General features: G+C 60.0%; 12 protein-coding genes. 11 read left to right on the top strand and 1 reads right to left on the bottom strand.

Features of this window, described 5'->3' with window-relative positions; all coding sequences use genetic code 11:
• The first annotated feature begins 12 nt into the window (after positions 1–12).
• The 10 genes from argC (at position 13) to BAD_RS04905 (ending at position 10,321) form a co-directional block, all read left to right on the top strand.
• Positions 13–1,107, top strand: a complete 1,095-nt coding sequence (gene argC, locus BAD_RS04950; protein ID WP_041777326.1) for an N-acetyl-gamma-glutamyl-phosphate reductase — start codon at positions 13–15, stop codon at positions 1,105–1,107.
• Positions 1,104–2,276: a bifunctional glutamate N-acetyltransferase/amino-acid acetyltransferase ArgJ gene (argJ, locus tag BAD_RS04945; RefSeq protein WP_011743281.1), complete on the top strand. Its 1,173-nt coding sequence runs from the start codon at positions 1,104–1,106 to the stop codon at positions 2,274–2,276. Before argC ends, argJ begins: the two co-directional genes overlap by 4 nt.
• Positions 2,277–2,286: 10 nt before the next feature.
• Positions 2,287–3,243, top strand: coding sequence for an acetylglutamate kinase (gene argB, locus BAD_RS04940; RefSeq protein WP_003810291.1), 957 nt, complete (start codon positions 2,287–2,289; stop codon positions 3,241–3,243).
• Entirely contained in the window at positions 3,233–4,528 is a 1,296-nt protein-coding gene (locus BAD_RS04935; RefSeq protein WP_041777325.1) for an acetylornithine transaminase, read from the top strand. Before argB ends, BAD_RS04935 begins: the two co-directional genes overlap by 11 nt.
• Before the next feature lie 42 nt (positions 4,529–4,570).
• Positions 4,571–5,539 carry an ornithine carbamoyltransferase gene (gene argF / locus BAD_RS04930; protein ID WP_011743279.1) on the top strand — a complete coding sequence of 323 codons (969 nt, stop codon included), beginning with the start codon at positions 4,571–4,573 and terminating at the stop codon, positions 5,537–5,539.
• On the top strand, positions 5,539–6,057 hold the full coding sequence (locus tag BAD_RS04925; protein ID WP_003810288.1) for an arginine repressor: 519 nt from the start codon (positions 5,539–5,541) through the stop codon (positions 6,055–6,057). The genes argF and BAD_RS04925 overlap by 1 nt, the downstream gene beginning before the upstream one ends.
• A 77-nt stretch (positions 6,058–6,134) precedes the next feature.
• Positions 6,135–7,391: an argininosuccinate synthase gene (locus BAD_RS04920; protein WP_011743278.1), complete on the top strand. Its 1,257-nt coding sequence runs from the start codon at positions 6,135–6,137 to the stop codon at positions 7,389–7,391.
• Positions 7,392–7,508: 117 nt separating this feature from the next.
• Positions 7,509–8,996, top strand: a complete 1,488-nt coding sequence (argH, locus tag BAD_RS04915) for an argininosuccinate lyase (protein ID WP_041777324.1) — start codon at positions 7,509–7,511, stop codon at positions 8,994–8,996.
• A gap of 30 nt (positions 8,997–9,026) precedes the next feature.
• The gene (locus BAD_RS04910) at positions 9,027–9,533 is read left to right on the top strand and encodes an HD domain-containing protein (RefSeq protein WP_038445395.1); all 507 of its coding nucleotides are present in this window, start codon (positions 9,027–9,029) and stop codon (positions 9,531–9,533) included.
• Positions 9,533–10,321, top strand: coding sequence for a putative ABC transporter permease (locus tag BAD_RS04905; RefSeq protein WP_011743275.1), 789 nt, complete (start codon positions 9,533–9,535; stop codon positions 10,319–10,321). Before BAD_RS04910 ends, BAD_RS04905 begins: the two co-directional genes overlap by 1 nt.
• Positions 10,322–10,435: 114 nt before the next feature.
• Here BAD_RS04905 and BAD_RS04900 read toward each other — a convergent pair whose 3' ends face one another.
• A complete protein-coding gene (locus tag BAD_RS04900; protein WP_041777323.1) occupies positions 10,436–12,238 on the bottom strand; it encodes a DUF975 family protein in 1,803 nt (600 codons plus the stop codon).
• Between the two features lie 177 nt (positions 12,239–12,415).
• Here BAD_RS04900 and tyrS point away from each other — a divergent pair, with 177 nt between their 5' ends.
• The gene (gene tyrS / locus BAD_RS04895) at positions 12,416–13,723 is read left to right on the top strand and encodes a tyrosine--tRNA ligase (protein ID WP_011743273.1); all 1,308 of its coding nucleotides are present in this window, start codon (positions 12,416–12,418) and stop codon (positions 13,721–13,723) included.
• Positions 13,724–13,755: the final 32 nt, after the last annotated feature.

Here is a 13,755-nt window from a genome sequence, read left to right as displayed (position 1 = left end):
AAGAGACGTGACATGGCCAAATACACGGTAGCCGTGGCCGGCGCGACTGGATACGCGGGTGGTGAGGCGCTGCGCATACTCGCGGCACACCCGAATTTCGAAGTGACCTGCGTCGCCGGACATTCTTCGGTGGGGGACAAGCTTGGCAAGCATATGCCGCACATTCCGCAGTTGGCGGACCTCGTGGTCGAGGACACCACGCCGGAAGTGCTCAACGGCCATGACGTAATCATCCTGGCATTGCCGCACGGCGCTTCCGGAGCATTGGCCTCCCAGCTTGATCCGAACGCAGTGGTGGTGGATCTGGGTGCCGATCACCGCCTTGAGGAGAAGAGCGCATGGGACGCGTTCTACGGCGGTGACTTCTACCAGCATTGGACCTACGGCATGCCGGAACTCATCACCGGCATCGAGACAGACGGCTCCTACAGCCGTCAGCGTGAAGCGCTTCCCGGCACCAAGCGCATTGCGGGACCGGGCTGCAACGTCACTGCGACCACGCTGGCTTTGCAACCGGGCATTGCGCAGGGTCTTGTCGAACCGAAAGACATCGTGGCTGATTTGGTGGTCGGTTATTCCGGCGCCGGCAAGAACCTCAAGCGCACCAATCTGCTTGCGGCTGAGGCGTTCGGCTCCGCACTGCCGTATTCGGTAGGCGGTACGCACCGCCACATTCCGGAGATCCTGCAGAACTTCGCGCACGCGGCCGGCAAGAGTGCTGCGGAGGCGGACGATTACACCCTCGCCTTCACGCCGATTCTCGCGCCGATGGCGCGTGGCATTCTCGCCACCGTTTCCGCCAAACTCACCGACAAAGCGCTTGGCATGACGGATGCCGAGATCCGCCAGGTCTGGCTGGACGCATACGAAGGCCAGGATTTCATGGTGGTGCTGCCTGAAGGCGTAATGCCGGCCACCGCCAACATCATCGGTTCTAACGCGGCCCACATTCAAGTGGTCGTCGACCATCATGCCGGCCGCCTGCTGGCATTCGCGGCCATCGACAACCTCAACCGAGGAACCGCCGGACAGGCCGTGCAATCGCTGAATGTGGCATTGGGACTTCCTGAGGATGCAGGATTGACGAAGATTGGAGTGGCACCGTGAGCGTAACGTTCGCACAAGGTTTTTCCGCAGCTGGCGTGGCAGCTGGCATTTCCGCGGTCGAAGGCAAGAAGGATCTGGCTCTCGTGGTCAACAATGGACCGCTTGACGCCGCTGCCGGCGTGTTCACCTCGAACCGTTTCTGCGCGGCTCCTGTGCAGTGGTCGAGGAACATCGTATCCGACGGCCATGCGAAGGCCGTGATTCTGAACTCCGGCGGCGCCAACGCATGCACCGGCAAGCCAGGATACGAGCAGTCCAAGGCCACCGCTGAAAAGGTCGCCGGCCTCATCGGCGCCAAAGCCGAAGACGTGGCCGTATGTTCCACTGGTCTCATCGGCGAATTGCTGCCGCTCGACAACGTGCTGTCCGGCGCGGACAAGGCATTTGAAACCCTTGCCGATACCGCCGAAGCCGGAGCCGATGCGTCGCACGCCATCATGACCACCGACACCAAGCCGAAAACCGTCGAGCTGGAAGGTTCCAACGGCTTCCGTATCGGTGGCATGGTCAAGGGTTCCGGCATGATCGCCCCGCAGCTGGCCACCATGCTGTGCGTCATCACCACCGATGCCGTCGTGACCGCCGGACAGCTTCAAGCCGCCTTGAACGCCGGAGTCGAAATGTCGTTCAACCGCATCGACGTGGACGGCTGCATGTCCACCAACGACACCGTGCTGCTGCTGGCTTCCGGCGCGTCCGGCATCGAACCGGAACCGGACGAGTTCAACGAGCTCGTGGCCAAGGCCACCGCCTCGCTCGCCCGCCAGATCATCGGCGACGGCGAAGGCGCAAGCCATGACATCCGTGTCAAAGTTACCGGCGCGACCACCGAAGAAGCCGCTCTGGCATGCGGCCGCGCGGTCGCAGCGTCCAATCTGCTCAAATGCGCCATCTCCGGCAACGATCCGAACTGGGGCCGTATCGTCAGCTCCCTCGGCACCGTGCCGTCCGACGTCGCACCATACGATTCCGAAAAGGTCACGGTGGACGTCAACGGCGTACGCATCTGCGAAAACGGCGGAGCCGGACGCGACCGCTCCGAAGTGGACATGACCCCACGCGAGGTGCACATCGACATCGACCTGAACGCCGGAGAAGCGGAAGCGACCGTCTGGACCGACGATCTGACCCACGAATACGTACACATCAACGCTGACTACGAAAGCTGATCGAATAGGAATGGCCAAAGAACTCAAAGGACCTGGATTCCACTTCGACGTGCACACCGACCTGCGCGCCGACCAGAAGGCGGAGGTGCTTATCGAAGCGCTGCCGTGGCTGGAGGAATTCGCCGGACAACGCATCGTCATCAAATATGGCGGCAATGCGATGATCGACGATCATCTGAAAGCCTGCTTCGCCGAAGACATGGTGTTCCTGCGTCAGGTGGGACTGCACCCGGTCGTGGTGCACGGTGGCGGTCCGCAGATCTCCCAAATGCTTAAGGCCCTGGGTATCAAGTCCGAATTCAAGGGCGGATTGCGTGTCACCACTCCGGAAGCCATGGATGTGGTCCGCATGGTGCTGACAGGCAAGGTGTCCCGTGAACTCGTTGGCCTGATCAACGCGCACGGTCCATTCGCGGTCGGACTGTCCGGCGAGGACGGCGCCCTGTTCTCGGCCATGCAGCGCAAACCGGTCATTGACGGCAAACCCACCGATATCGGCTTGGTCGGCGACGTGGTGAGCGTCGACGCGTCCGCCGTGGAGGATCTAATCAACGCCGGACGTATTCCGGTGGTCTCCTCCGTGGCGCCGAATGAAGACGATGCCACCGAAGTGCTCAACGTGAACGCCGACTCCGCCGCGGCCGCCCTTGCCGCGGCCCTTGGAGCCAGCAAGCTGGTCGTGTTGACCGACGTCGATGGTCTGTATGCCGATTGGCCGGACCGTGACTCCCTGATTGGCCGCATCGGCGTGGAGAATCTGCGCGATATGCTCCCCGACCTGGAAAGCGGCATGCGTCCGAAGATGGAAGCCTGCGTGCGCGCCATCGACGGAGGTGTTCCGCGGGCCCATATCATCGACGGTCGCAAACCGCATTCCATCCTGAACGAGATCTTCACCACCGACGGCATCGGCACCATGGTCGTGCCCGAGGACGGTATTGAAATGAGGAGTTCCTATGGCAACTGAACAACTGGAAACACTCGGCACTGAAGATGCCAAGTGGCTGGGAGAGTACTCCCAGGTGCATATGAACGTGTTTGGCACGCCCCTGCGCGTGATGGACCACGGTGAGGGCGCCCACATCTGGGATGTCGACGGCAATGAATATCTCGATTTCCTTGCAGGCATCGCCGTCAACGCACTCGGATACGCCCATCCGAAGTGGGTGAAGGCCGTCAGCGAGCAGGCCGCCAAGGCCGCGCATGTGAGCAACTACTTCGCCACCGAACCGCAGATCAAGCTCGCCGCCAAACTCGTCAAGCTCGCGGGCGCTCCGGAAGGTTCCCGCGTCTACTTCGGCAATTCCGGCGCGGAAGGTAACGAGGCGGCGCTGAAGCTCGCCAAGCTCTACGGGCGCACCCTGCCGGGCGCGTCGCCTGAGATCGGCGGCAAACCGGCACGCATCATCTCCATGACCCACGGTTTCCACGGCCGTACCATGGGCGCGCTGTCCGCAACGTGGAAGCCCGCCATCCGTGAGAAATTCGAGCCGCTGGTACCGAACATCGAATTTGTGGAGGCCGGCAACGTCGAAGCCTTGCACGACGCTTTCGCCGAAACCGGTCAGGGCAAGTACGGCAAAGGGCCGGTCGCGGCCGTCATCATGGAGCTTATCCAGGGCGAGGCCGGTGTGATGCCGCTCGGAGCGGACTATGTGAAGGCCGCCCGCAAACTGTGCGACGAACATAAGGCGCTCCTCATCATCGACGAAGTGCAGACCGGCATCGGACGCACCGGAGCATGGTTCGCCTTCCAGCGTGAGGATCTTTCCGGCGGTGTGACCCCGGACATCGTCACTTTCGCCAAGGGCGTTGGCGGTGGTTTCCCGATGGGCGGCATGATTTCCTTCGGCGCCGAACTGTCCGCGCTGTTCACCCCGGGTTCCCACGGCTCCACTTTCGCAGGCAATCCATTGGGCGCTTCGGCGGCATTGGCAACGCTGGGAGTCATCGAAGAGGACAGCCTCGTGGACAACGCCGAAGAACGCGGCAAGCAGCTGCGCGACGGTATCGCCTCCTGCGGTAATCCGCTATTCGTCTCCGTGCGTGGCCGTGGCCTGCTCGACGCCATCGAACTTGCCCACCCCTGCTCGCATGCGGCCATGAACTGGGCTTTGGAACACGGTCTCATCGTCAATGCAGTGGCTCCGAATGCGTTGCGTCTCGCCCCGCCGCTGGTCATCACTGCTCAGGACGTCGATCAAGCGGTGTCCATCCTCGCCAAGATTCCGTCCGACCTGCCTAACGACTGATCTCGGACGAACCCGAAGAATTTGAAAGGAGCCTCTATACCAATGGCAACCCCTGAACTGCGCCATATGCTGCGCGATGACGATCTGAACCACGAAGAACAGAAGCAGGTGCTGGAACTGGCCATCAAGTTCCACAAGAACCGTTTCTATCACCAGCCGTTCGCTGGCCCGCAGGGCATCGCCGTGATTTTCGACAAGCCCAGTACCCGTACCCGCTCCAGCTTCTCCATTGGCGTGGCCGAACTCGGTGGCTATCCGCTGGTCATTGACAAGTCCGGCTCCCAGCTGGGCCGTGGCGAACCGGTGGCCGACACGGCTCGCGTGCTTGACCGTATGGCCTACGGCGTGGTGTGGCGCACCTTTGGTCAGGACCGTGTTGCGGAAATGGCCAAGTACTCCACCCATCCGGTGGTGAACGCACTGACCGACGAATTCCATCCGTGCCAGATTCTTGCTGACTTCCAGACCATCGCGGAACATCGCGGCGGTGTAGACAACCTCAAGAACCAGACCATCGCCTATCTCGGCGATGCGGCCAACAACATGTCCAACTCCTACCTGCTCGGCGGCGCTGTGGCGGGCATGAACGTGCGTGTGGCAGGACCGTACGGATACCTGCCGGATCCGCAGATCGTTGCCGATGCCGAAGCGATTGCCTCTGAGACCGGCGGCTCCATCCTCGTCACTACTGATCCGAATGAGGCTGTTGCCGGAGCCGATTGCGTCTTCACCGACACGTGGGTCTCCATGGGCGAGGAAGCGGAATACGCTGTCCGTTCCAAGCCGTTCTGGGATTACCAGGTGAACGCCGAACTCATGGCCAAGGCCAAGGACGACGCCATCTTCCAGCACTGCCTGCCTGCATATCGCGGCAAGGAGGTCACCGCCGAGGTTATCGATGGTCCTCAGTCCGTGGTTTGGGATGAAGCAGGCAACCGTCTGCACGCCCAGAAGGCGTTGCTGACCTGGTTGGCCGGCAAGGCCCGTGGCGATGAAAGCCTGCTGGTCTGATGACTGACCACACTCCCGCGTTGCAGCGTCCTGCCACACGAACCGCTCGACTGAGCGCCATTGAGCAGGCGCTGCTGACGCGCATCGTCACCTCGCAATCGCAACTGTCGCAGATTCTCGCCGACCAGGGCATCGAGGTGACGCAGGCCACGCTGAGCCGTGATCTCGATGAGATTCACGCCACGAAGACCCGTCTTGCCGACGGAACCGTGGCCTACGCCGTCGGCAAACAGAACATTGATGAACATCCGGCTTCTAACCCGGACGCCAAAACCGAGCAGCAGATTAGCCGGGTACTGTCCGGACTGGTCACATCCGTGGCCGCGGCACGTAATCTCGTGGTCGTGCACACGCCATCCGGCGCCGCGCAATATGTGGCCAGCGTCATCGATAAGCAGCCCATCGAAGGCGTGCTTGGCACCATCGCCGGAGATGACACGGTCATGGTTATCTGCTCCGAGGATGATGTCGCCAAACGGCGTGCGCAATGGCTGCTTGATGTCGCTTCCAAAGCGTGAATAGCCATATAGTGGACACGACGCACCAAATATGCATAAATATACAGAGCTGTGCATATACTGATGAATAACGTTGGATGTTAGAAAGGGAAACCATGAGCGATCAGAATCGTCTCGTCCTGGCGTACTCCGGTGGTCTTGACACCTCCGTCGCCATTTCGTATCTGAAGGAACGCACCGGCAAGGATGTTGTGGCCGTGTCCCTCGACGTCGGCCAGGGCGGCGAAAGCCTCGAAACCATCAAGCAGCGCGCGCTGGCATGCGGTGCGGTCGAAGCCTACGTGGTCGATGCCCGTGATGAATTCGCCAACGAATACTGCATGAAGGCCCTGAAGGCCAACGCCATGTACGAAGGCGTGTACCCGCTGGTCTCCGCCATCTCCCGTCCGCTGATTTCCAAGCATCTCGTCCGTGCCGCCCACCAGTTCGGCGCTGACACCATTTCCCACGGCTGCACCGGCAAGGGCAACGATCAGGTTCGTTTCGAGGTCTCCATCGCCTCCATCGACCCGACGCTGAAGGCCATCAGCCCGATTCGTGACCTGTCTCTGACCCGCGACGTCGAGATCGCCTTCGCCAAGGAACACAAGCTGCCGATCGTGCAGACCGAGAAGAGCCCGTTCTCCATCGACCAGAACGTGTGGGGCCGCGCCATCGAGACCGGTTTCCTCGAGGATCCGTGGAACGGTCCGACCAAGGACTGCTACTCCTACACCGACGATCCGGCGTTCCCACCGGTCGAGGATGAGGTCGTCATCGAATTCAAGCAGGGCGTCCCGGTCAAGATCGACGGTCATGACGTCACTCCGCTGCAGGCCATCGAAGAGATGAACCGTCGTGCAGGCGCGCAGGGCATCGGCCGTATCGATTTGATTGAGGATCGTCTGGTAGGCATCAAGTCCCGCGAGCTGTACGAGGCTCCGGGCGCAGTGGCGCTGATCACCGCCCACCAGGAACTCGAGAACTGCTGCCTCGAACGCGAGCAGCACCGCATCAAGCGCGACATCGACAAGCGCTGGGCCGAACTGGTCTACGACGCGCAGTGGTTCTCCCCGGCAACCCAGTCCCTGAACGCCTTCATCGAAGACACCCAGAAGTACGTCTCCGGCGAGATTCGCATGGTTCTGCACGGTGGCCGCGCCGTCGTGACTGGCCGTCGCTCCGACAGCTCGCTGTACGACTACAACCTGGCCACCTACGATTCCGGCGACAGCTTCGACCAGAAGTCCTCCAACGGCTTCATCGACATCTATGGTCTGCCGAGCCGCGTGGCCGCAGCCCGCGACGTCAAGTTCGGCAACGGCATCGAGGTTCCGGAGAACAGCGTCGAGTAAGCATCATCCGGATTCACGTTGTGAATCGTCTTGATAATGGGGGAGAGCGTACCGTCGGGACCATCCTGACTGGTAAGCTCTCCCTCAGTCATATCTGCAAGGAGATTTGGAAAAACAATGACCGAGAGCACTACCAATGGTGAGCATCTTGCCCTGTGGGGCGGCCGTTTCAAGTCTGGTCCGTCGCCGGAACTCGCACGGCTGAGCAAGTCCACCCAATTCGACTGGCGACTCGCCGATGACGATATCGCCGGTTCGCGCGCCCATGCCCGTGCACTGGGCCGCGCCGGACTGCTGACCGCCGATGAGCTGCAGCGCATGGAAGACGCCCTTGACGAGCTGCAGCGCCGCGTGGATTCCGGAGCATTCGCTCCGATCGAGGATGACGAGGACGAGGCCACTGCACTCGAACGCGGCCTGCTTCAAATCGCAGGTGACGAACTCGGCGGCAAGCTCCGCGCCGGCCGTTCCCGCAACGATCAGATCGCCGCGCTCATCCGCATGTGGCTGCGCCGCCACAGCCGCATCATCGCCAAAATGCTGCTCGGTCTCGCCGCAACACTGATCGAGCAGTCCGAAAAAGCCGGTCGCACCGTCATGCCGGGACGTACGCATATGCAGCACGCCCAGCCAGTTCTGCTTGCCCACCAGCTCATGGCCCACGTGTGGCCGCTGCTGCGTGACGTGGAACGTCTCGCCGATTGGGATAAGCGCATCGACGCCAGCCCGTACGGCTCCGGTGCCCTCGCCGGCAACACCCTTGGCCTCGAACCGGTGGCTGTGGCCCGTGAGCTGGGCTTCTCCAAGGTGACCGCCAACTCCATCGACGGCACCGCCAGCCGTGATCTGGTCGCCGAATTCGCCTTCATCGCCGCCATGACCGGTGTCGATCTGAGCCGCCTGTCCGAAGAGATCATCATCTGGAACACCCAGGAATTCGCGTTCGTGCGTCTTGATGACGCCTACTCCACCGGCTCGTCCATCATGCCGCAGAAGAAGAATCCGGACATCGCCGAACTCACTCGCGGCAAGTCCGGACGACTCATCGGCGACCTGACTGGCCTGCTCGCCACCTTGAAAGGCCTGCCGACAGCCTACGCGCGCGACCTGCAGGAAGACAAGGAAGCCGTATTCGACCAAGTGGACACGCTTGAAGTGCTGCTGCCGGCATTCACTGGCATGGTCGCCACCATGGTCTTCGACAAGGAACGCCTCGAAGCCGAAGCCCCGACCGGTTTCGCCCTCGCCACCGACATCGCCGAATGGCTCGTCAAGAACGGTGTGCCGTTCCGTCACGCGCACGAGCTTTCCGGCGCATGCGTCAAGATTGCCGAAGACCACGGCCAGGAGCTGTGGGATTTGACCGACGAGGACTTCATCAACGTGTTCAAGGACTTCCTGCCGGCGGACAAGGCCCCGCAGGTGCGTGAAGTGCTGTCCACCGAAGGCTCCGTCTCCGCCCGCAACGGCAAGGGAGGCACCTCCCCGCTGCGCGTGCGCGAACAGATCGTTTCCGCCAAGACCACCATCGAGCAGCTACGCGCCTTCGCCAACTCCGTGTCCGACGGTTCCGCATACAAGTCGCCCGAATCCCTGCTCAAGTAATCCCTATTAAGCAAGGAGCAAAAAGCGGTGCTGTTGACGCGCACGCAGATACGACGGCTGGTCTACGCGCACGGCCGGGAGATTCTGGAACATGACCACATGGCCATCGAAAGGGTCTGCTACCAGCATGGCGTGGTCACCACATTCGCCCATTCCATTCGTGTGGCTTGTCTGTCCGTCTGGCTGGCAGACAGACTGCACCTGTGGAATAGGGTTGATCTACGTTCGTTGATTCGCGCCGCTTTGCTCCATGATTACTTCCTTTACGATTGGCATGACTGGGACAACGGCACCCATCGGCTACACGGATTCACACATGGTGAAACGGCCATGCGCAACGCCATACGGGATTTCAAACTCAACCAGATCGAACGGGACAGCATCGAACATCACATGTTCCCATTGACTCCCTATCCGCCGAAGTACATCGAAGGATACCTTGTCACCGCGGCCGACAAAATCAGCGCCACGAAGGAAACGCTCTCTTTCGATCGTTTCGACAAACCCGCATCCGAACAACCGACGGACAGGAGCTGATGGCTGTGGCGCTCACACTCGAATATTTGTTCCTTTGGTTCCTGTTATACGCTTTCATCGGATGGGTGTACGAGTCGGTTCTCGTGTCCGTTTCGGAACGTCGATGGGTCAACCGTGGTTTCCTTAACGGGCCGTTGTGCCCAATTTACGGATGCGGCGCGGTGCTTGCGATCGTGCTGTTGCATGACTTCACGAATCCCATCGAGATTTTCCTTATCTCCTCATTCGGCGCGAGCATACTCGAATACATCACCTCTTGGGGCATGGAAAAGCTGTTCCACGCCAGATGGTGGGATTACAGCCATTACCGATTCAACATCCAAGGCCGCATCTGTCTGCTCGGCGCAATCGTATTCGGATTCGGCGGAGTATTGATCATCGATGTGGTCCAGCCGCAGGTCGAACGGCTCACCGCCATGATTCCGCTGCTTGCCGTGCACGTGATATGCGCGGTCGCCGCCATCGTCGTTATCATCGACACCATCGTCACCGTGGTGGGCATCGTCGGCCTGTCCGAGCGTCTCGCCAAATTCAGCGAAGCGGTGCAGGAGCGTGCGGAGAAGGCCGGAGACTCCTGGCAGTGGGGCAAAGAGGAATTCCGCGAGAAGATGCATGATTTGTCGGAATCGTCGCAGGAACGTGTTGCCAATATGCGTCAGCTTGTCTCTTCCGCGTTGAATTGGCAGCAACGTCGTATGATCCGCTCCTTCCCACGCATGCGTTCCACGGACTCCACCAAATACAGCAAGATCATGGAAACCGTGCGTGAGATGCTGCGCCGAAAGTAAGTTTCCACCGGCCACACGTGTCGTATAGCATGTGTCCAAAAACGATTTGCCCCGCCAACCTGCGTTGCGCACGCTGACGGGCAAAATCCCTTTATGCATCACATCGGATAGGGGCTACGATACTTGCGATGTGGCCGACCCCTTGTAATCGGTGATGCCGGTACCAATGTTCGGATGCTGCGCCGAATACGCCTGGTCCACACAGTAGAACGCCAGAAGCACGACGGCCACAACGGTGAGCTTTCTTGTATCGATACGACTCAGCAAGTTGTCCAATGCAGGAGCCAGCAGATACACGATCGCCAAACCGCCCAAACCAAACGTCAGCAGACCCTCGGCACAGATACGACCATTGAGATTGAGAAAATAACCGGTGTAATCCCACCAGCGTTGTCCTCCGTGGGTCTTCTCCAGATACCAGGACGAGAAGTACTCCAACCCGCCACACAAGACCATGGCGGCCAGGAACTCGAACAAGGGCTTCTTCCTCAACTTCTTCAGCAGAATAAGGATAATCACTCCGCCGGTGCCATAGATCGGCAGCCATGGCCCATGCAGCGTGCCACGATTCACGAACGTTCCTTCGGAAATGAAGGCGAGGCTCACCTCCCATACCCATCCCACGAAACAGAAGATGAAGAACATCATGACCAGATTGACCAACGAATAGCTGCGATCGGAGCTGACGGTGCGGGATTCGCGGAACCGGAACGCCATCGGCGCCGGAGCCAGACGACCAGGATAGATAGCGCCGTCCAGAATCTCCCTGCCGGTATCGATCTGGTGCAGTTGCTCGCGATACTCCTCATACTTGGTCACCGACCGCGCATGCAGGATACGCACGCCCAACCATTCGGACAGGAACCCGACGAAACCGTTCGGCTTGTCCACCGGAACAAGATTGCTGGACAACTGCTCCACCGTTTCGGCAACATCACCATACGCGGCATGCAATGTCTCAGCGGAGGCCTTGCTGTGCAGGTATTCGTCGCTGAGCAGCTCGCTTCCCTCCAATCCCGAATCCTTGGACAATCCGCGCACATGCACGTAATATTCTACGAAAAACGCCGCGTTATAGCCGTTGGAATAGAAGATGCCGCTCAAGCCGAGCGTGAACAGATTGAGCAGCCACCAGCCAAGGAACGACAGGTCGGCCACGAAACACTCCCACTTGTGACCCTTCATCATGCGCCTGGACAGGCTGATGGCCTCCCGTGCCCCGATATTCGGATTTTCGGCGACGATGTAGGGCACCATACGGTAGGAATACGGTTTGATGAGCGCGCCGATGATGGTGAACGTCCACAGGAACAGGAACACGTTCTCGAGCAGCATCACCTTCGCCATCGACAACCATTTGCGCGTGGTGATCGGGTAGAGGAAACGGCTCACGGGAAGTTTGTCGTAGGTCCGCCCCTCAAGCAGCATGCGCATCATGACCACCCGGTATGTCTGCTGGACGAACAGCCATACGAAAAGGTAAACGGCCAGGGATACGACGATCGGTACGGCCACGGCGACGCCGTCATTATGCACGATGGAATTGGCCGCATCGGCCATCGACAGAATGACCGAACCCGATGAGAACGAGTTGAGCAGAGACGCGAACACGCCGCGTTTACGCCCCATCATGGCATTGGTGTCGTTTTGCACGATCTGCTCCTGATTGTGCTCCACTTGCCTGCGTGCCTGGCTTTCATCGCCGACAAGCAGGTTCTCCAACACTTTCGACACGTTGTCGGATTGCGCTGTGCCATCCTCCTGCACGGTTGCGGACGGGGAACTGGCGTTCACCGACCATGTCGACGAACTGTAGGCGACACCGAACACCGAAGCGAACAGGCAGATGACGACTATCATCCAATAGTGTCTCTTATAGGCTTTCCTTGCATTGGCCTTCATGCCTTTGCGATCCATGCAGACCTCCCTTCTTCTCGTCGATGAGATTCCATTTTCGATTTTAACCGGCATGTTCCGTGATCGCTTTGATAAAAACATGGAAAACGGCACACGCGGCTGTCTGTGTCTTCTGCGAAACTGTAGGGTGCGTAAAACGCGGTAATGTCCACAATTCGATAGGGAGAAAGCACAGTTATGGCTCACGTCATCGATTTCAAGGAGGCCGGTTTCGATTCCGTCCTCGATGAACTGGAATGGCGCGGGTTGATTTCCCAGTCCACTGACAGGGATCGACTCGCCGAAGCGTTGAACGGAGAGCCCATCACCTATTATTGCGGCTTCGATCCGACCGCCGCCTCCCTGCACATCGGCAACCTCGTTCAGCTCATCAACATGCGCCACCTGCAGGCCGCAGGACACCATCCGATCGCGTTGGTCGGCGGCGCCACCGGCCTGATCGGAGATCCGCGCCAGTCGGGCGAACGCACGCTCAACCCGAAGGACGTCGTGGCCGGCTGGGCCGATCGTCTGAAGAAGCAGATCGGCGGCATCCTCGAGACCGAAGGCAGCAATCCGGTGCGTTTCGTGTCCAACTACGATTGGACCGCTTCGATGAACGTCATCGACTTCCTGCGTGACGTCGGCAAGAATTTCCGTATGGGCACCATGCTCGCCAAGGACACCGTGGCCCGTCGCCTCAACTCCGAGGAAGGCATCTCCTTCACCGAGTTCAGCTATCAGGTGCTTCAGGGCAACGACTTCCTGCACCTGTTCGACGAATACCATTGCGTGCTGGAGATTGGCGGCTCCGACCAGTGGGGCAACCTCACCTCCGGTCTGGATCTGATCCACAAGGTGCGCGGCGTGGACGTGAACGTGTTCACCAGCCCGATCATCACCGACGCGCAGGGCAAGAAGTTCGGCAAGTCCGAAGGCAACGCCGTCTGGTTGGATGGCACGATGCTCAGCCCCTACAAGTTCTACCAGTTCTGGTTCAACCGTCCCGACAGCGAGATGGAGAACCTGCTCAAGGCGTTCACCTTCCTGCCAAAGGCCGAAATCGAACGGCTTATCGAGGAAAGCAAGACCAATCCGGGCGCGCGTGAGGCGCAGCGCACCCTCGCATGGGAGGTCACCAGCTTCGTGCATGGCGAGGAAGCCACTCGCCAGGCCATCGAAGCTGCCGGCGCGTTGTTCGGACGTGGCGGCGATCTGGCGGACATCGACGAGTCCACGCTTGAGGCCGCTATCGACGGCATGAAGGTCGATGGGGAATTCGCCAAGGTCGCAGCCGGCGACCGTGTGGCCGAGGCTGGTATGAAGGCAGGCCTGTTCAAGTCGATTTCCGAGGCGCGCAAGACCATCAAGTCCGGTGGCGTGTACCTCAACAACACGCGCGTGGAGGATGAGGAACAGACGTTGCAGGAAGGTGACTTCCTGCATGGTCGTTTCGTGCTCATCCGCCGCGGCAAGAAGGCGCTCGGCGTCGTCGAACAGGCGTGAGACGCATAGGCAATCGTAAGTAAATAATCGCA

It is taken from the genome of Bifidobacterium adolescentis ATCC 15703 (assembly GCF_000010425.1).
In the GTDB taxonomy this organism is placed as follows: Bacteria; Actinomycetota; Actinomycetes; order Actinomycetales; family Bifidobacteriaceae; genus Bifidobacterium; species Bifidobacterium adolescentis.
Note: the sequence above shows the minus strand (reverse complement) of the source record. Positions and strands in the feature narration are given on the sequence as shown.